This is a genomic window from Streptomyces sp. NPDC053076 (genome assembly GCF_044546845.1).
GTDB lineage: Bacteria > Actinomycetota > Actinomycetes > Streptomycetales > Streptomycetaceae > Streptomyces.
Genome location: NZ_JBITZL010000002.1, coordinates 1,081,364 through 1,099,361, shown reverse-complemented (window position 1 = coordinate 1,099,361; position 17,998 = coordinate 1,081,364). Strand labels below are relative to the sequence as shown.

The window sequence follows — 17,998 nt, the reverse complement described above, 5'->3', positions numbered from 1 at the left end:
TCGAGACGTCACCCACCGGGCATGAACGCCAGTACGACACAAGTGACCCACTAGTAGCCCGCAGGGGCGAGGGAGAAGGAAGAGCGGTGACCGAGGGGACCGGCGTCCGCGCCGGGGACCTGCCGGACGACCTGACCGCGACCGAGGCGGGCATGTGGCAGGCCTTCCGCAACGGCAGCCTGTACGACCTGAGCAGCGGGGACTTCGCGGTGGACGATCCGCACGGCGGGCATCCCTGGGGTCCGGAGCGGACCGTGCGGGCCCGCATCGTCTGCTGGCTGCTGCTGGACGGCCCGCCGGCGCTCGCCGGCCGGGTGTCCTCGCTGAAGCTCGTCGGCGTGCGGATCACCGGCGTCCTGGATCTGGCGGGCGGCCTGGTCACGCCGTACGTGGAGCTGCGCGGCTGCCGCTTCGACCAGGAGGTCCGGCTGCCGGAGGCCCGGTTCACGACCGTACGCCTGGTGGACTGCTCGGTGCCGCGCCTGGAGGCGGCCCGGGTGCACACGGAGGGCGACCTCCATCTGCCCCGCTGCCGGTTCCGTAACGGGGTCCGGCTGACGGACGCGCACATCGGCACCGACCTGCTGCTCAACCAGGTGATCGCGTACCGCGACCGCAGCGGCCGGTCGATCGCGGCCGACGGCATGACCGTCGGCCAGGACCTCCAGGCGGAGATGCTGGAGTCGCACGGCGAGATGAGCCTGCGCGGCGCCCAGGTCGGCGTCTCGCTCAGCCTGCGCGGCGCGCAGCTCAGCAACCCCTACTCCCGCTTCGCCCTGAACGCCCCCCAGATGACGGTCGAGCGCACCCTGTATCTGACCCCGGCCGGCGTGGGCAGCCCGCTGCTGAGCGGCACGACCCCCGCGCGCGGGACCCGCATCCAGCGGTTCGAGTGCCGGGGCGGGGTGCGGCTGGACGACGGGCGGTTCGGGGACGCCGTCGACCTGGAGCGGGCCCGGTTCGTCCTCACCGCCGACCAGGTGCTGTCGCTGCGCCGCGTGCAGACGCCGGAGCTGCGCTTCCTCGGGGACAAGCCGCAGCTCGGCAAGGTCCTGCTGTCGGGCGCCCGGATCACGACCCTGGTGGACCGCGCGAGCAGCTGGCCGGACGCGGGCAACCTGCACATGGGCGGGTTCAGCTACGAGAACCTGGTGCCGCAGGGCCCGTTCCCGCTGACCCGGCGCCTGGACTGGGTGGCGGCGGCCACCGCCGAGTACGCCCCGGAGCCGTACGAGCGGCTGGCCGCCGTGCTGCGGGCCGCCGGGGAGGACGAGGACGCGCGCGAGGTGCTCCTCGCCAAGCAGCGCCGGCGGCGCGAGACGCTGCCGCCGGCCGCCAAGATCTGGGGGTTCGCACAGGACTGGACCGTGGCCTACGGCTACCGCCCGGGCCGGGCCGCGGTGTGGATGGCGGTGCTGTGGGCGGCGGGCACGCTCGCGTTCGCGCACGCGGACCATCCGCCCATGAACCCCGGCGGCCATCCGGCCTGGAACCCGGCGCTGTTCACACTGGACCTGCTGCTGCCGGTGATCGACCTGGGCCAGGCCGGCCAATGGCAGCTGCGCGGCGGCTGGCAGTGGGTCGGGGCCGCGATGGTCCTGCTCGGCTGGGTCCTGGCGACGACGGTGGCGGCGGGCGCGACCCGGATGCTGCGCAGGAGCTGACGGAACGGACGGCCGCGGGCCCGTGCACCCGCCGGTGACGGGCCGAGGCGCCCACGCCCCGCCCCTGAGCCGTCACCACCGCGGCACATCGCTCACTCACACCACTCACCCGCCGCACGCGCACACAATATGAACATTCACCCTTTACCGGTCCTTGACCGTACGCCGTACAACCTTCCATGACTTGCCACAACCCTCTGGCGCCGCCCCGACCTGCGGACCTTCAATGGTCGGCACCATGGCTCTGCTGCCTTCGTTCATCCGCACCACCCGGATGACCAAACGCCCCGCGCGCCCGGCCGGCCGACCACCGGCCGGGGACGAGGCCGTGCTCGACGCGCCCGACGACCGCCTCTCCCCCGCGCTCGTCGCGGCCGGCCGGGGCGAGTGGGCCACCGCGGCCGGCCTGCTCGCCGCCACCCGGGCCGCGGCCGAGTGGGAGCCCCGGGACCGGTACGTGCGGCGCCTGGCCGCCTTCGCCCGCTCGCGCCCCGAGTGGTACGAGGAGTGGCGTGCCACCACCCCGGACGACCCCGGGGCGCTGCTGGTCGGCACCCAGCTGGCGGTGGACCGCGCCTGGCCCTCGCCGGCCCGGGCCGAGCTGCTGCGCGAGGTGAGCCCGCTGATCACCGCCGCCGCCCGCGCCGACGACCGCGACCCGGTGCCCTGGCGGCTCGCACTGGACCACGCGCGCGGCTCCCGGGCCGGACACCGCTACTTCGAGGAACTGTGGGAGGCGGCCGTCCGGCGCTCCCCGCACCACTACGGCTGCCATGTGGCCGCCCTGCGCTACCTGGCCTCCTCCTGGCACGGCTCACACCGCGAATGCTTCGACTTCGCCGACCGGGCCGCGCAGGACGCCCCGGCCGACTCGCTGGTCCAGGCCCTGCCCGCCCGGGCGGCCTTCGGCTACCTGACCGACGGCTGCGGGCCCGCCGTGCCCCGTGCCCGGCTGGGCGCGGCGGCGGACCGTGCGATCGCGCTGTCCGGGCGTCTCCCGGCGGCCGACCCGGCTTCCGCCGAGGTGCGCAACAAGCTGCTGTACGTCCTGCTCAGGCTGGACCGCTGGGAGGACGCCCGGATCCAGCTGCGGCTGATCGGCCCGTACGCCACCTCGTTCCCCTGGGACCGGTTCTCCGACGACCCGCTCGGCCACTTCCTGCGCCTGCGCGAACACCTGGAGACGGCGGGCCGGGGACCCGTCCCGGCCGGGCTGCTGCCGGTGCCGCCGGAGCCCTTCGGCGGCCACGGCGGACACGCCCGCGCCGCAGACCATTAGGCTGGGGCGCCGTGACCACCGCCCGTCTCCCGCTCTTTCCGCTGAACTCGGTGCTGTTCCCGGGTCTCGTGCTGCCGCTGAACATCTTCGAGGAGCGTTATCGCGCCATGATGCGCGATCTGCTGAAGACCCCGGAGGACGAGCCGCGCCGGTTCGCCGTCACCGCCATCCGCGACGGCCACGAAATCGCGCCGAGCGCCCCGGGCATGCCGGATCCCACGGCACAGCCCGAGCGGGGCCCGGCCGCGGGTTTCGGCCCCGATCCGCTCAAGGCCCTGCACGAGGTGGGCTGTGTGGCGGACGCGGCGACCATCCGGGAGCGGTCCGACGGCACGTTCGAGGTGCTGGCGACCGGTACGACCCGGGTGCGGCTGCTGTCCGTGGACGCGTCGGGCCCGTTCCTCACCGCCGAGCTGGAGGAGCTGCCGGAGGAGCCGGGGGACGAGGCCGGCGCGCTGGCGGAGGGCGTCCTGCGCTCCTTCCGCCAGTACCAGAAGCGTCTGGCGGGCGCCCGGGAACGGTCGATGTCCACCGGTGCCGAACTGCCGGACGACCCGAGCGTGGTGTCGTACCTGGTGGCGGCGGCGATGGTGCACGACACACCGACCAAGCAGCGGCTGCTCCAGGCGCCGGACACCGCGTCCCGGCTGCGGGACGAGCTGAAACTCCTTCGCGCGGAGACGGCGATCATCCGTAACCTGCCGTCGTTGCCCGCGTTCGAGCTGACGCGGACGCCGACCAGCCTGAACTGAGAAACCGGAAGACCGGAAGGCCGAGGCCCAGACACTGCGATGGCGAAGAAGTCGAAGAAGCAGCAGCAGTCCGGTGGTACGCCCGCCACGGTCGCCCTGACGACGGCGGGCGTGGACTTCACCGTGCATGCCTACGACCACGACCCCTCCCACCCCTCTTACGGCGAGGAGGCGGCGGAGGCGATGGGCGTCTCCCCCGACCGCGTCTTCAAGACCCTGGTGGCCGACGTGGACGGCTCCCTGGTGGTCGGCGTGGTCCCGGTGGCCGGTTCCCTGGACCTGAAGGCCCTGGCGGCGGCGGTGGGCGGCAAACGGGCGGCCATGGCCGACCCGGCCCTGGCCGAGCGCACCACGGGCTACGTCCGCGGTGGCATCTCCCCGCTGGGCCAGCGCAAGAGGCTGCGCACGGTCCTCGACGACTCGGCCGGGGCCCACGCGACGATCTGTGTGTCGGCGGGCCGGCGAGGTCTCGAGGTGGAGCTGGCGCCGCAGGACCTGGCGAAGCTGACGGACGCGGTGCTGGCACCGATCGGCCGGGACTGAGACGGCACCCTCGCCGCCGCCCGGCACACCAGCCCCGGCCGGCTGTGCCGGGCGGCTGTGCCGGGCGGACGGGCGGAAACGTTCTTCGGCCGGCTGTGCCGTGCCCAGCGGACGGACCTGAACATTCTTCGGCCGACCGTGCCGGCCGTGCCGGGCCGACGGACGGAGAGCGCTACGGCTGCTGCGGATACGGCGGCTCGGGATCCCGGGGCCCGAACAGCGCGGTCAGACCGATGTGCGCCAGCAACCCGGCGAGCGGCCATGCCAGCAGCGCGCCCTTCGCCGAGAGCTTCAGCGGCGCCGGGAACGTCACTCCCCTGCCGACGGCCTGCGCATGCGCGAGCACGTCGGACTCGGGTCCCAGCCAGACCCCGAGCCGCCAGGCCAGCAGGGATCCCAGCAGCCCGCCGAGGCCCAGTGCCACGACGAGCGGCACACCCCCGCGCCGCCGCCACAGAAACGCCACGACCCCGATGACCAGCCCGAAGGCGAGGCCCAGCAGGGTGAACGTACCGTCCACCCCGACCGCCTGCTCTCCCTCGGTGTCCTTCAGGTAGACGGCCCAGCTCTTGTCGATCTCGTCGCCGACCAGCGGCACGTGTGGCGCCAGCCACCACCACAGCAGCCCCAGCAGCACTCCGCCGAGCGCCGACACCACCGCGAGCACGGCGGCCTCCCGCAGTTCCGTCCGCAGGCCGGGACCGTCCTGTTCGTACCCGCCCCCGGCGGGGGCCCCGGCGGTCGGCGGAGCCTGCCGGACCTGGTGCGGGGAGTCGTCGTGCGGCGGCGGTGGCGGAGTCAACGGTGCGGTCACCCTGCCATCGTGCCAGGTCGCCCTGTGCGCCGCGTCACCGGACGGCGGCCCTGCGGTAGGCCCGGGTCGCCACGGCCAGGGAGACCACTCCGACCCCCGCGCACACCCCCAGGTCAACGAGGACGACGGCCCAGTCCGGGTGCGGCCCGAAGGTCCGGGCGTACGCCTCCACGCCGTAGGTCGAGGGCAGCAGATCGCGGGCCAGCCGTACGGCCTCCGGCATCCGGTCGGCCGGCAGCACGCCCAGCAGCAGCGCCGCCGACATGCCCAGCTGCCCGAGCAGGGTGGCCAGCTCCGGGCGGGGCGCGAGCAGCCCGCAGGCCGCGCCGAGCCCGGCCAGCGCGGCCCCGGCGAGCGGGATGACCGCCACCAGGATCCACAGGTTGGCCAGCGGCAGTCCGAACAGCGCGCAGCCGAAGACGGCGGTCACCACGGTCCCCGGCACGGTGAAGGAGGCGTACGCCGCCGCCGCGCCCAGCACCACGGCGGCCGGCGGCACCGGCAGCGTGGCGTAGTGGTCGAGGCCGCCGCTGGCCCGCAGCTGCCCGAAGTACTGCGACAGCAGATTCAGCGCCACGTACGCCACGACCAGCACGGACGACCCGGCCACCACGGACTGGGCCTCGGGGCCGCTGTCCACGACTCCGCGCATCATCACGGTGATGCCGACGGACTGGAAGGTCGCCACGAACAGCAAGGGGATCCGCGCCACCCGGGCCCGGGACAGCTGCGCCCGGTAGACGGCCACCAGCGACGGCCACAGCCGCACGGGCGGGCCCAGCTCGGCCGCGCGGGGCGCCGTCTCCGGCACGGCCCGGGCGCCGCCCGGCAGAACCTCGGCGGGTACGACACTCACGACGAGCTGCTCCTCTTCCCTACGGCAGTCGCGCAGATCCCTACGCATTCCGCGGCCCGCTCGTTCACGCCCTCACCAGGCCCTGCCGCGCCTCGCCGCCCAGCGCCAGGTAGACGTCCTCCAGGCTGGGCGTGGCGAGCGTGAAGTCGTCCAGGGCGGCGAAGGCGGCGCCGCCGGTCACGGTGGCGACGACGGCGCGGGCCTCCTCGGGCGCGAGCCGCAGCGTCCAGCGCCGTCCGGACTCCACGGCCCGCTCCCGCAGGACGGCCACCTCGGGCACCTCCAGCGGCGCCCGCTCCCGCCACACCAGCTCCACCCGGACCTCGCCGGCCACCTGTGCCTTGAGCCCGGCGGGGGTGTCGCAGGCGATGACCCGGCCCTGGTCGAGCACGGCGACCCGGTCCAGGACCGTCTCGGCCTCGATGACGTTGTGCGTGACCAGCAGCACGGTCGTACCCTGTTCGGCCCGCCGCCGGTCCACGGCCGCCCAGACGGCGCGCCGGGCCACCGGGTCCATGCCGGTGGTCGGCTCGTCCAGCACGAGCAGTGGCCGCTCGCCGACGAGGGCGGTGGCGAAGCAGGCGAGCCGCCGCTGACCGCCGGACAGCTTCTTCAGCGCCCGTCCCGCGATCGGGGTGAGCCCCAGCTCCTCCAGCACCGCGTCCCGCTCGGTCCGCGCCCGCCGTGCGTCCAGGCCGCGCAGACGTGCGGTGGTCTCGGCGGCGAGGGAGACGGTCAGCTCGTCCAGGGCGGTGGACTCCTGGCCCAGGTAGGCGAGGAGGCGGGCGGCCCGCTCGGGGTGCCGCACGATGTCGTGGCCGAGGATCTCGACGCTGCCGGTGTCCGGGCGCAGCAGACCGGTGAGCTGCCGTACGAGGGTGGACTTGCCGGCGCCGTTCGGGCCGAGCAGTCCGAAGACCTCGCCGCGGCGCACGTCCAGCTCCACCCCGTCGGTGGCCCGCACCTCGGGGGTGCCGGACGCGCCCCGGCGGCCCCGTACGGCCGGATAGGTCTTGCTGAGCCCGCGCACGCGTACGACCTCGTCGTACCGAAGTGCCTGTGCCGCGCGCGTCATCACAAGGGACGAGCCTACGGGGTCGGGGGTCTTTACTCGCCTTCGGGGGCGGCTACGCGGGATTCAGTCAGCGGTGGGCGCGTGCGGTTCGGCAGCCGCCGGAACGTCGAACTCCCGCCAGAACCCCGCCCGGATGGCGTAACGGTCGTGCTCGTCGATCTGGTCGTCCTTGTGCGCGAGCAGCCCGAACCGCGCCGCGTACCGCAGCAGCTCCCCGTCGATCCGGTGCGGGATGCGCGGATACAGCTGCGAGAGCCGTTGCAGATGGGTCTGGTCGCCGAGCCGGGACATCCAGCGGCGGGCGAAGACCTGCCCCACCTCGTACGGGTCGCCGCCGACGGTGGTGATGTCCTCCTCCCGGTCGGCCCACCGCTGCTCGGCGGTGGTGAGCTGGGCCAGCGTCGGCATGGAGGCCACCTCGGGGGCCTCGGAGACCGGGCCCGGCCGCTCGACCCAGCCCTTGTCGGACGACCAGCGCAGGGTCGCGGTCGCCGGGTGCTGCACGGGCTGGCTGCCGGGTGCGCGCAGCACGGCCAGATCCTTGGGGGTGGGGACGCCCTTGGCCGCCGGGACCCGCTCCGCGGCGCCGTTCTCCGCGGCCTGGGTGGCCGGGGGGTGCGCGGGCTGCTCGCGGGGCCGCTCGGCCGCCGTGCCGGGCGCGGACTCGGGCAGCGGCGCGGAGAGGATCGCGGCGATCTCGGGGCGGGGCGCGGGTGGCGTGGCGCAGACGCCGGTCAGCTCCTTGGCGCGGACGGCCTGGGTGATCCAGGCCCGGTCCAGCACGCGCCGTTCGTCGGCCTCGGCGACCAGATCCTCGGACTGGTTGTAGTCACCGTCGGCGGCCTGTACGGCCCACAGGTGGACGGCGACGCCGTGCTCCTTGGCCGCCATCATCCCGGGCAGCAGATCGCCGTCGCCGGTGACGAGGACGACGTCGGAGCAGGCCCGGTTGCGGGCCAGCTCGGTCAGCTCGGCGTGCATGGCGGCGTCGACGCCCTTCTGCGCCCAGCGTCCGTCGCTGCGGGTGAGAGCGCCCAGCCGGACGGTGACCCGGGGCATCACGCGCAGCCGGCGGTGCTCCGGCTGGGGGACCCGGTCGGGGGCGCCGTCGAACCAGTAGATGCGCAGCAGCGGGCGCTCGGTGTCGGACTCCGCGCGTTCCCGCAGTGCCTGGATCAGCGCGGGGTGGTCGACGGTGATCCGGGATCGCGAGGGCTCACCGGCGAGGAGGCTGGCGGCGGCTCCCAGCAGATACCCGGCGTCCACCAGGACGATGCAGCGGTCCACGCGACTCACCCTCTTCCCGGGAGGCTTTGCTTCGGACTTCCTTCGAGTCTGCCCGACCGCGCGGGGGTTAACGGCCCGAACTCGATCTTCGGCGTGGCGTTTCCGGATCTCGTCCGCCCACCGACCCTGTCACACACGGTAATTATCCGACATGCGGCTGTTATCAGCCTATGTGAATCTGGATCCGGCCCTGGCCCCTAGATCCCCCACAGGAGGCAGATCACCATGGCCAAGAACAAGAACCGCAAGCAGGCCGGTCCGCAGAACCGCGCGCAGCACGGCGAACACGCGCAGCGTCCTTCCGCGGAGGAGCACGAGCCGCCGATGGCGGCCGTCCCGGGCAGCCCTTCGGATGCCGCGCGCAACAAGAAGCAGAAGAGCTTCGGCCACAACTAAAGGGCAGTTGAAGCCCGGCACACGTAAGGGGCGCACCCGTCTCGGGTGCGCCCCTTCATGCCGGGACGGCCTCAGCCGGCCAGGCAGGACGGGCCGAGCAGCACCTTCAGGTCGCCGAACAGCGCCGGGTCGGGCTTGACCCGGTGCCGGTCCAGGCGGAGCACGGTGGTCTTGCGCGGGCCCTGGAGCTTGATCCGGACCTCGCTGTCGCCCTTGTGGTGGCTGAGGATCTCGCCGAGGCGGCTGACCATGGGCGGAGTGACCCTGGTGGCCGGGATGGTGAGGATCACCGGCGCGTTGGTGCCCGCGTTGGACAGGTCCGGGACCATCAACTCCATGGCGACGAGCCGGGGCACGTCCTCGCGCTTGTCGAGCCGCCCCTTGACGAAGACCACGGCGTCCTCGACGAGTTGGGTCGACACCAGCTGGTAGGTGGCCGGGAAGAACATGCACTCGATGGAGCCCGCCAGGTCCTCCACGGTGGCGATGGCCCAGGCGTTGCCCTGCTTGGTCATCTTGCGCTGGAGGCCGGAGATGATGCCGCCGATGGTGACGACGGCCCCGTCGGAGTGCTCGCCGCCGGTCAGCTGGGAGATACCCGCGTCGGCCTTGTCGGCGAGGACGTGCTCCAGGCCGAAGAGCGGGTGGTCGGAGACGTACAGACCGAGCATCTCCCGCTCCTGGGCGAGCAGGTAGGTCTTGTCCCACTCGTCGGTGCCGAACTCCACGTCGAGTCCGAAGCCGGGCTCGGTGCTGGTCTCCTCGCCCATGCCGCCGAAGAGGTCGAACTGGCCCTCGGCCTCCTTGCGCTTGACCGCGACCACATTGTCGATCATCGGCTCGTACTGCGCGGTGAGCCCCTTGCGGGTGTGCCCCATCTCGTCGAAGGCACCGGCCTTGATGAGCGATTCCGTGGTGCGCTTGTTGCAGACCACCGCCTCGACCTTGTCGAGGTAGTCGGGGAAGGAGGCGTACTTCCCCTTGGCCTTGCGGCACTTGATGATCGACTCGACGACGTTGGTGCCGACGTTGCGGACGGCGGAGAGACCGAAGAGGATCACGTCGTCGCCCTGGGCGGCGAAGTTCGACTCGGACTCGTTGACGTTCGGCGGGAGCACCCGGATGCCCATGCGGCGGCACTCGTTGAGGTAGACCGCCGACTTGTCCTTGTCGTCCTTGACGGAGGTCAGCAGGGCGGCCATGTACTCGGCGGGGTAGTTCGCCTTGAGGTAGGCGGTCCAGTACGACACCAGGCCGTACGCCGCCGAGTGCGCCTTGTTGAACGCGTAGCCGGCGAAGGGGACCAGCACGTCCCACAGGGCCTGGATGGCCTCGTCGCTGTAGCCGTTCTTCTTCGCTCCGGCCTGGAAGATGGTGAAGTTCTTCGCCAGTTCGTCGGGCTTCTTCTTGCCCATCACACGGCGGAGGATGTCGGCCTCGCCGAGCGAGTAGCCCGCGATGATCTGGGCGGCCTTCTGTACCTGCTCCTGGTAGACGATCAGGCCGTAGGTGACGTCCAGGACCTCCCTGAGGGGCTCCTCGAGCTCCTTGTGGATCGGCGTGATCTCCTGGAGCTTGTTCTTGCGCAGCGCGTAGTTGGTGTGCGAGTCCATGCCCATCGGGCCCGGACGGTAGAGCGCCGACACGGCGGAGATGTCTTCGAAGTTGTCGGGCTTCATCAGGCGCAGCAGCGAACGCATGGGGCCGCCGTCGAACTGGAAGACGCCGAGGGTGTCGCCGCGCTGGAGCAGCTCGAAGGTCGTCGGATCGTCCAGCGGGAGGCTCAGCAGGTCGATGTCGACGCCCTTGTTGGCCTTCACCATCTTGACGGCGTCGTCCATGATCGTGAGGTTGCGCAGGCCGAGGAAGTCCATCTTCAGCAGGCCGAGCGACTCACAGCTCGGATAGTCCCACTGCGTGATGGTCACGTTGTCGGTGTGCCTCACCCAGACCGGGACGTGCTCGGTGATGGTCTCGCTGGACATGATCACGCCGGCCGCGTGCACGCCCATCTGCCGGACCAGGCCCTCGACGCCCTTGGCGGTGTCGATGACCTTCTTCACGTCCGGCTCGTTCTCGTACATCGAGCGGATCTCGCCCGCCTCGCTGTAGCGGGGGTGCGAAGGGTCCGTGATGCCGTTCAGGTCGATGCCCTTGCCGAGGACGTCGGCGGGCATCGCCTTCGTGAGGCGGTCACCCATGGCGTACGGGTAGCCCAGCACGCGCGCGGAGTCCTTGATCGCGTTCTTCGCCTTGATCTTGCCGTAGGTGCCGATCATGGCGACCTTGTCGGCGCCGTACTTCTCCGTCACGTACCGGATGACCTCGACGCGCCGGCGCTCGTCGAAGTCGATGTCGACATCGGGCATCGAGACGCGCTCGGGGTTGAGGAACCGCTCGAAGATCAGGCCGTGCGGGATCGGGTCGAGGTCGGTGATGCCCATGGCGTACGCGACGATCGAGCCGGCCGCGGAACCACGGCCGGGGCCCACCGCGATGCCGTTGTTCTTGGCCCACATGATGAAGTCGGCGACCACGAGGAAGTAACCCGGGAACCCCATCTGGATGATGACGTCCATCTCGTACTCGGCCTGCTTCTGGCGGTCCTCCGGGACACCGCCGGGGAAGCGGCGCTCCATGCCGCGGCGGACCTCCTCCTTGAACCAGGTGACCTCGGTGTAGCCCTCCGGGATGTCGAACTTCGGCATGAGGTTCTTCGCCTCGAACATGCCGGCGGTGTCGACCATCTCGGCGATGAGGAGCGTGTTGGCGCAGCCCTCCTGCCAGGCGTCCGAGGAGTCGATGGCGTACATCTCGTCCGTGGACTTCAGGTAGTAGCCGGTGCCGTCGAACTTGAAGCGGTCGGGGTCGGAGAGGTTCTTGCCGGTCTGGATGCACAGCAGGGCGTCGTGGGCGCCCGCCTCGTGCGCGTACGTGTAGTGCGAGTCGTTGGTGACCAGCGGGGGGATGCCGAGCTTCTTGCCGATCTCCAGCAGACCGTCACGGACCCGGTGCTCGATCTCGATGCCGTGGTCCATCAGCTCCAGGAAGTAGCGGTCCTTGCCGAAGATGTCCTGGTAGTCCGCCGCCGCCTTGAGGGCCTCCTCCTCCTGGCCCAGGCGGAGCCTGGTCTGCACCTCGCCGGAGGGGCAGCCGGTGGAGGCGACGATCCCCTCGGACCACTGGGCGATGGTCTCCTTGTCCATCCGGGGCCACTTCTGCAGCCAGCCCTCCGCGTACGCGTCCGAGGACAGCCGGAAGAGGTTGTGCAGGCCGGTCTTGTTCACCGCCCACATCGTCTTGTGGGTGTAGCCACCGGAACCGGAGACGTCGTCCCTCTTCTGGTGCGGCTGGCCCCATTGGATCTTGCGCTTGTTGCGCCGGGACTCGGGGGCGACATACGCCTCGATGCCGATGATCGGGGTGATTCCGGCCTTCTTCGCGGAGTGGAAGAAGTCGTACGCCCCATGGAGGTTGCCGTGGTCGGACATGGCGATGTGCGTCATGCCCATCTCGTTGCAGGCGTTGAACATGTCCTTCAGCCGCGCGGCACCGTCCAGCAGTGAGTACTGGGTGTGGACATGCAGGTGCGTGAAGGGCGGCTTTGACACGGTATGGCCTCCAACGGAAACACTGGGCGACGGATGGGCGGACACTCCGGGGGACAGCGTCGAAGTCTATGCCCCGGCACTGACACGCGAGGGCCGCGTCCGCGTACCTTCATGCGGGAACCGGGCACTCCCGCGTGGCGTCGCCCGTTGGAGACGGCGGAAGCGCTGTCGTACCCATTCATACACATTCACGCATCACCCGTCCCGCACCAGGAGGCACCCCGCGATGTCGGTCCCCCAGCTCAACGACGAGCAGCGCGGCGAGGAGATCCTCGCCGTCTTCGACACCGCCTTCGGCCGGCTCCTGGCCGCCGACCCGGCCGCGTTCCGGGTGAAATTCCGGAAGATGGCGGCCTCGGCGTTCGCGTTCTACCGAGGCACGGCGGGCCTCTTCTACCACGACCTCGACGCGGAGAAGCGCGGCGGCCCGTACCTGGACGACCGCACCTCGCGCGTGTGGATCCACGGCGATCTGCACGCGGAGAACTTCGGCACGTACATGGACTCCAACGGCCGCCTGGTCTTCAACGTCAACGACTTCGACGAGGCCTACGTCGGCCCGTTCACCTGGGACGTCAAGCGCTTCGCGGCGTCCGTCGCGCTCATCGGGTACGCGAAGGCGCTCAGCGACGCGCAGATCACCGAGCTGGTGACCGTCTACGCCACCGCGTACCGCGAGCGCATCCACGCCCTGGCCACGGGCGCCAAGCGGGACGAGGTGCCGCCGTTCACGCTGGACACCGCGCAGGGTCCGCTGCTGGACGCGCTGCGCGACGCCCGCTCGCTGACCCGCTTCGGGCTGCTGGAGTCGATGACCGAGATCCGCGACTTCGAGCGCCGCTTCGCCCCGGGCGGCGGCTCCATCGAGCTGGACGCGGCCACCCGCTACAAGGTCCTCGCGGCCTTCGACGGCTATCTGGAGACACTGCCGGACTCCTCCCTGGCCCGCCCGGACTCCTACCGGGTGAAGGACGTCGTGGGCCGCCGTGGCATCGGCATCGGTTCGGCGGGCCTGCCGTCGTACAACATCCTCCTGGAGGGCCACAGCGACGCCCTGGAGAACGACGTCGTGATCTACATCAAGCAGGCCCAGACCCCGGCCGTCTCCCGGCACATCACCGATCCGGCCATCGCGGGGTACTTCCAGCACGAGGGCCACCGCACGGTGATCTCCCAGCGTGCCCTGCAGGCGCACGCCGACCCGTGGCTCGGCTGGACCGAGCTGGACGGCGCGGGCCAGCTGGTCGCCGAGGTCTCGCCGTACGCCGTGGACCTGGACTGGGGCGACATCGACGACCCGGAGGAGATCGCCGCCGTCGTCGCCGACCTGGGCCGGGCCACCGCCACCATGCACGCGGCGGCGGACGACACCTCCGGTGAGTCCCTGGTGCCGTTCTCCACCGAGCGGGCCATCGACGCGGCACTCGCGGCCGACGAGGAGGGCTTCGCGCCCCTGCTGGTGGACTTCGCGCACAGCTACGGCGCTCGCGCGCGTGCGGACCACCAGATCTTCGTCGACCTGTTCCGCAACGGCCGCATCCCGGGGCTGTAGGTCCCGCCGGTTCACAGGCACCCTTTAGGGGTCTCTTACCCGCGTACGTGACAGACTCTGCTCTCGCTATGGACATATCCGGGACCCCGCTCAGAGCCGTGCGCGCGGTGCTGTTCACGGCCTTCGTCGTGACGCTCAGCACCGCGTCGCACGTGCTGCTGTCCCGGGCCCCCCTGCCGCCGGCGACCGTGGGCGCGGTCGCCGCCGGGGTGTTCGTCACCGCGTACGCGCTGGCGGGCCGCGAGCGGGGCTTCGGCCGGATCGCGGCCCTGCTGGTCCCGCTGGAGCTGGCCGCCGACACGGTGTTCACCACCGGCCAGCACGCCTGTTACGGCCGGGCGGGCGGCCCGGTCGCCGGCCCGCTGCGCGCGGTCGGCCTGGACGTGCTGTGCGACGGGCGGGTGGGCACCCCGCTGGCCCAGGTGACCAGCGATCCCGGCCACACCGGAACGCTGCTCGCCCACGCCAGCCCGGCCGCCGCCTGGCTGCTGCTCGCCGCGCACGTCGGCGTGGGCCTGCTGGCCGCCGCCTGGCTGCGCCGGGGCGAGCGGGCGCTGGCCCAGCTGCTGCGCGCGGTCGCCGGCTGCACCTTCCGGCCGCTGCTGCTGGCGGTGGCCGCGGTCGCCGTACGGCCACTGCCGGGGCGCCGGCTGCCCCGCCCGGCCCCGCGCGCCGCCCTCGCCCGCGACCGGCTCCTCGTGCACTCCCTGGGACGGCGTGGACCGCCGTGCTCCCCCGCCGCCGCCCTCGTCTGAGCGACGACGACCGCTCCCGCCGGAGCGCCAGCCGCTCTCCCGCGGCGGACGGCACCTGAGCACGATCAGTCCCCCACACGTATCCCGCGTACGACGTGTGCGCGTCCCACATGGAGATCACCACTATGAGCAAGCGGAACAGCCAGGCGGCGAAGACGGCGGCCCGGGAGCGGCTGCGCCAGGAGCGCGAGCGGCAGGCCAAGCGCGACAAGGTCAAGCGGCAACTGGTCGTCGCCGCCTCGGTCGTGGCCGTGCTGGCCGCGGCCGGCGGCATCGGTTACGCCGTCGTCCAGATGAACAAGCCCGCTTACTGGGAGGCCGCGAAGAACGCCAAGCTCGTCAAGCCGGCCAACACCTCCGGCAAGGACGGCACGACGGTCGTCCTCGGCAAGAGCAGCGCCAAGAAGACCCTGGTCATGTATGAGGACCCGCGCTGCCCGGTGTGCGCGACGTTCGAGCAGTCGGTCGGGTCGACGGTGAAGAAGGACCTCGACGCCGGCAAGTTCAAGATTCAGTACGTCGGCGCCACCTTCCTCGACAACAGCCTGCCCGGCGAGGGCTCCAAGAACGCGCTCAGCGCCCTCGGCGCCGCGCTGAACGTCAGCCCCGAGGCGTTCTTCGAGTACAAGTCCGCGATGTACTCCACGAAGTGGCACCCCAAGGAGACCGACGACAAGTTCAAGGACGACGCCTACCTGATCAAGATCGCCGACACGGTCCCCGCCCTGAAGGGCAACGCGGCCTTCCAGAAGGCCGTCAAGGACGGCACCTACGACAGGTGGGCGCTGGAGGAGTCGAAGATCTTCGACAAGGACGGCATCTCGGGCACGCCGACCCTGAAGATGAACGGCAAGGCCCTGACGGGCGCCGACGGCAAGACCGCCCCGATGTCCGCAGCGGAGTTCACCACCGCGCTGGACGCGGCCCTCAAGGGCTGACCCGACGACACGTCGAACGGCGGGCGAATTTTTACGGGTTCGCCCGCCCTGGCGCGTACCGATCAGTAACCTGATCGTCCGTGACCAGTCGATACAGATCAGCCGAGGCCCCGCGCGGCCTCGACTCGCTTGCGCCCCGCCGCCGTACGGTCGTCAAGGCCGCGGCGGCGACCGCTGTCCTGGCCGGCCCGCTGGCCGCCGCACTGCCGGCCCGCGCCGCCACGGACGCCCCCGCCTTCCTGCACGGTGTCGCCTCCGGCGACCCGCTGCCCGACGGTGTCCTGCTGTGGACCCGGGTGACCCCGACGCCGGAGGCGATACCGGGCTCCGGGGTCGGCCCGGACACCGAGGTCAGCTGGGTCGTCGCCCGGGACAAGGCGTTCACCGCCATCGTCGCCAAGGGCTCCACCACCGCGACGGCAGCCTCCGACCACACCGTGAAGGCCGACATCCGCGGCCTGGCCCCGGCCACGGACTACTGGTTCCGCTTCTCGGCGGGCGGCACCGACTCCCCGGTGGCGCGTACCCGCACCGCGCCGGCGGCGAACGCGGACGTGTCCTCCTTGCGCTTCGGCGTGGTCTCCTGCGCCAACTGGGAGGCGGGCTACTTCTCGGCCTACCGCCACCTCGCCGCCCGGAACGACCTCGACGCCTGGCTGCACCTCGGCGACTACATCTACGAGTACAAGTCCGGTGAGTACGGGACCCGGGGCCAGGTGGTCCGCCCGCACGCGCCGGCCAACGAGATCCTCACCCTCACCGACTACCGGATCCGGCACGCCAAGTACAAGACGGACCCCGACCTCCAGGCGCTGCACGTGAAGGCGCCGGTCATCGCGATCTGGGACGACCACGAGTTCGCCGACAACGCCTGGTCGGGCGGCGCGGTCAACCACACCGAGGGCGCCGAGGGCACCTGGGCGGCCCGTCAGGCCGCCGCCAAGCAGGCGTACTTCGAGTGGATGCCGGTCCGCACGGCCGTCGCCGGCACCACCTACCGACGGCTGCGCTTCGGCAAGCTCGCCGACCTCTCCCTGCTGGACCTGCGCTCCTTCCGGTCCCAGCAGGCGTCCACGGCGAGCGGCTCGGTGGACGACCCGGACCGCACGCTCACCGGGCGCGCCCAACTGGACTGGCTGAAGGCCGGCCTGAAAGCCTCCGACACCAAGTGGCGGCTGGTGGGCAACTCGGTGATGATCTCGCCGTTCTCGTTCGGCTCCCTCTCCGCCGACCTGTTCAAGCCGCTCGCCAAGCTGCTCGGGCTGCCGCAGGAGGGCATCGCCGCCAACACCGACCAGTGGGACGGCTACACCGACGACCGCCGTGAGCTGCTGGCCCATCTGCGCTCCAACGCCATCGGCAACACGGTCTTCCTGACCGGTGACATCCACATGGCGTGGGCCAACGACGTGCCGGTGGACGCGGGCACCTACCCCCTGTCGGCGTCGGCGGCCACCGAGTTCGTGGTGACCTCGGTGACCTCCGACAACCTGGACGACATCGTCAAGGTGCCGGAAGGAGTGGTCTCCGCGATCGCCTCCCCGGTCATCAAGGCCGCCAACCGGCACGTCCACTGGGTGGACACCGACCGGCACGGCTACGGCGTGCTGGACATCACCGCCGACCACGCGCAGATGGACTACTACGTCGTGTCCGACCGCACCACCCGCGACGCCACCTCCAGCTGGGCGCGCTCCTACCGCACCCGCAGCGGCACGCAGCAGATCGAGCGGACCTACGACCCGGTGTGACCACCGCTACAGCAGTGACCGCCGCTGAGGACTCCGGCCACCGCTACGGACCGTGACTTCCGTTACGGACCGTGACTACCGCTAGAGGCTGTCGAGGAAGCCGAGCGCCACCCGCCAGGTGGCCTCGGCGGCCTCCGCGTCGTAGTCCGGCAGGCCGGGGTCGGTGTACAGGTGCCCGGCCCCGGCGTACCGGTAGACCTCCACATCGGCCCCCGCCCGGCCCATCTGCAGATACCAGGCGCTCAGCCAGTCGTCCGTCTCGAACGGGTCCGGCTCGGCCACGTGCAGCTGCACCGGCAGCTCGTCCACGTGCGCGGTGTGCGCGATGTCCGACGTGCCGTGCAGGAGCAGCAGCCCGCGCGCCTTGGCGTCGCCGAGGGCGAGGGTCTGCGCGACGGAGGCGCCGAGCGAGAACCCGGCGTACACCAGCCCCCGGTCGGAGTACGGCGCCGCCGCCAGCACGGCCCGCTTCAGCAGTTCCTCCTTGCCGACGCGCTCCTTGAACTCCATGCCCTCCTCGACGGTGTCGAACGTGCGCCCCTCGAAGAGGTCCGGCGTCCACACCTCGTGGCCCGCCGCGCGCAGCCGGTCCGCGGCGTCCCGCACCGCGGGCCTGAGCCCGTAGGTCGAGTGAAAGAGCATGATGTTCATGAGGCCATGGTGCCAGCCGGGGACAACCCGGCCGCACCGCGGCCCTACCCAGCCTGGCCGGGAACACACATGTT

Annotated in this window: 15 protein-coding genes; 9 read left to right on the top strand and 6 right to left on the bottom strand. The window is 71.6% G+C overall.

Going from position 1 to position 17,998, the window contains the following annotated elements; genetic code table 11:
• The first annotated feature begins 86 nt into the window (after nt 1–86).
• The 4 genes from ACIGYR_RS12180 (at nt 87) to ybaK (ending at nt 4,238) form a co-directional block, all read left to right on the top strand.
• A complete protein-coding gene (locus tag ACIGYR_RS12180; protein ID WP_391839225.1) occupies nt 87–1,664 on the top strand; it encodes an oxidoreductase in 1,578 nt (525 codons plus the stop codon).
• Between the two features lie 226 nt (nt 1,665–1,890).
• Nucleotides 1,891–2,943, top strand: coding sequence for a hypothetical protein (locus ACIGYR_RS12175; protein WP_399595433.1), 1,053 nt, complete (start codon nt 1,891–1,893; stop codon nt 2,941–2,943).
• A gap of 11 nt (nt 2,944–2,954) precedes the next feature.
• Nucleotides 2,955–3,695, top strand: coding sequence for an LON peptidase substrate-binding domain-containing protein (locus ACIGYR_RS12170; RefSeq protein ID WP_399595434.1), 741 nt, complete (start codon nt 2,955–2,957; stop codon nt 3,693–3,695).
• A gap of 39 nt (nt 3,696–3,734) precedes the next feature.
• Nucleotides 3,735–4,238: a Cys-tRNA(Pro) deacylase gene (gene ybaK / locus ACIGYR_RS12165; RefSeq protein WP_391839221.1), complete on the top strand. Its 504-nt coding sequence runs from the start codon at nt 3,735–3,737 to the stop codon at nt 4,236–4,238.
• Nucleotides 4,239–4,410: 172 nt separating this feature from the next.
• On the opposite strand, the gene ACIGYR_RS12160 is transcribed toward ybaK, so the two are convergent.
• The 4 genes from ACIGYR_RS12160 to ACIGYR_RS12145 form a co-directional block, all read right to left on the bottom strand.
• Nucleotides 4,411–5,052, bottom strand: a complete 642-nt coding sequence (locus ACIGYR_RS12160) for an AAA family ATPase (RefSeq protein WP_399595437.1) — start codon at nt 5,050–5,052, stop codon at nt 4,411–4,413.
• Nucleotides 5,053–5,086: 34 nt separating this feature from the next.
• Nucleotides 5,087–5,908, bottom strand: coding sequence for an ABC transporter permease (locus ACIGYR_RS12155; protein WP_399595439.1), 822 nt, complete (start codon nt 5,906–5,908; stop codon nt 5,087–5,089).
• Between the two features lie 64 nt (nt 5,909–5,972).
• Nucleotides 5,973–6,983 (bottom strand): ABC transporter ATP-binding protein, encoded by a 1,011-nt coding sequence (locus ACIGYR_RS12150; protein WP_391839215.1) that lies wholly within the window; start codon nt 6,981–6,983, stop codon nt 5,973–5,975.
• Nucleotides 6,984–7,046: 63 nt separating this feature from the next.
• Nucleotides 7,047–8,270: an NYN domain-containing protein gene (locus ACIGYR_RS12145; RefSeq protein WP_399595441.1), complete on the bottom strand. Its 1,224-nt coding sequence runs from the start codon at nt 8,268–8,270 to the stop codon at nt 7,047–7,049.
• A 225-nt stretch (nt 8,271–8,495) separates the two neighbouring features.
• On the opposite strand from ACIGYR_RS12145, the gene ACIGYR_RS12140 reads away from it, so the two are divergent.
• The gene (locus tag ACIGYR_RS12140) at nt 8,496–8,666 is read left to right on the top strand and encodes a hypothetical protein (protein WP_391839212.1); all 171 of its coding nucleotides are present in this window, start codon (nt 8,496–8,498) and stop codon (nt 8,664–8,666) included.
• A 71-nt stretch (nt 8,667–8,737) separates the two neighbouring features.
• Here the strand turns inward: ACIGYR_RS12140 and dnaE are convergent, their stop codons facing one another.
• Nucleotides 8,738–12,277, bottom strand: a complete 3,540-nt coding sequence (gene dnaE, locus ACIGYR_RS12135) for a DNA polymerase III subunit alpha (RefSeq protein WP_391839210.1) — start codon at nt 12,275–12,277, stop codon at nt 8,738–8,740.
• Nucleotides 12,278–12,503: 226 nt separating this feature from the next.
• Here dnaE and ACIGYR_RS12130 point away from each other — a divergent pair, with 226 nt between their 5' ends.
• From ACIGYR_RS12130 to ACIGYR_RS12115, 4 genes are all read left to right on the top strand, one after another.
• On the top strand, nt 12,504–13,829 hold the full coding sequence (locus ACIGYR_RS12130; RefSeq protein WP_391839208.1) for a DUF2252 domain-containing protein: 1,326 nt from the start codon (nt 12,504–12,506) through the stop codon (nt 13,827–13,829).
• Between the two features lie 68 nt (nt 13,830–13,897).
• Nucleotides 13,898–14,584, top strand: a complete 687-nt coding sequence (locus ACIGYR_RS12125) for a hypothetical protein (protein ID WP_399595444.1) — start codon at nt 13,898–13,900, stop codon at nt 14,582–14,584.
• Nucleotides 14,585–14,709: 125 nt separating this feature from the next.
• Nucleotides 14,710–15,522 carry a DsbA family protein gene (locus ACIGYR_RS12120; protein ID WP_399595446.1) on the top strand — a complete coding sequence of 271 codons (813 nt, stop codon included), beginning with the start codon at nt 14,710–14,712 and terminating at the stop codon, nt 15,520–15,522.
• Between the two features lie 80 nt (nt 15,523–15,602).
• Nucleotides 15,603–17,273 (top strand): alkaline phosphatase D family protein, encoded by a 1,671-nt coding sequence (locus ACIGYR_RS12115; protein WP_391839203.1) that lies wholly within the window; start codon nt 15,603–15,605, stop codon nt 17,271–17,273.
• 81 nt (nt 17,274–17,354) lie between these two features.
• Here the strand turns inward: ACIGYR_RS12115 and ACIGYR_RS12110 are convergent, their stop codons facing one another.
• A complete protein-coding gene (locus tag ACIGYR_RS12110; protein ID WP_399595447.1) occupies nt 17,355–17,924 on the bottom strand; it encodes a dienelactone hydrolase family protein in 570 nt (189 codons plus the stop codon).
• Between the last annotated feature and the right edge of the window lie 74 nt (nt 17,925–17,998).

What these genes read in the sequence shown, in the direction of transcription:
- ACIGYR_RS12175 (WP_399595433.1), top strand. Translation starts at nt 1,891, where the DNA reads ATGGTCGGCACCATGGCTCTGCTGCCTTCGTTCATCCGCACCACCCGG.
- ybaK (WP_391839221.1), top strand. Translation starts at nt 3,735, where the DNA reads ATGGCGAAGAAGTCGAAGAAGCAGCAGCAGTCCGGTGGTACGCCCGCC.
- ACIGYR_RS12150 (WP_391839215.1), bottom strand. Translation starts at nt 6,983, where the DNA reads ATGACGCGCGCGGCACAGGCACTTCGGTACGACGAGGTCGTACGCGTG.
- ACIGYR_RS12140 (WP_391839212.1), top strand. Translation starts at nt 8,496, where the DNA reads ATGGCCAAGAACAAGAACCGCAAGCAGGCCGGTCCGCAGAACCGCGCG.
- ACIGYR_RS12130 (WP_391839208.1), top strand. Translation starts at nt 12,504, where the DNA reads ATGTCGGTCCCCCAGCTCAACGACGAGCAGCGCGGCGAGGAGATCCTC.
- ACIGYR_RS12125 (WP_399595444.1), top strand. Translation starts at nt 13,898, where the DNA reads ATGGACATATCCGGGACCCCGCTCAGAGCCGTGCGCGCGGTGCTGTTC.
- ACIGYR_RS12120 (WP_399595446.1), top strand. Translation starts at nt 14,710, where the DNA reads ATGAGCAAGCGGAACAGCCAGGCGGCGAAGACGGCGGCCCGGGAGCGG.
- ACIGYR_RS12110 (WP_399595447.1), bottom strand. Translation starts at nt 17,924, where the DNA reads ATGAACATCATGCTCTTTCACTCGACCTACGGGCTCAGGCCCGCGGTG.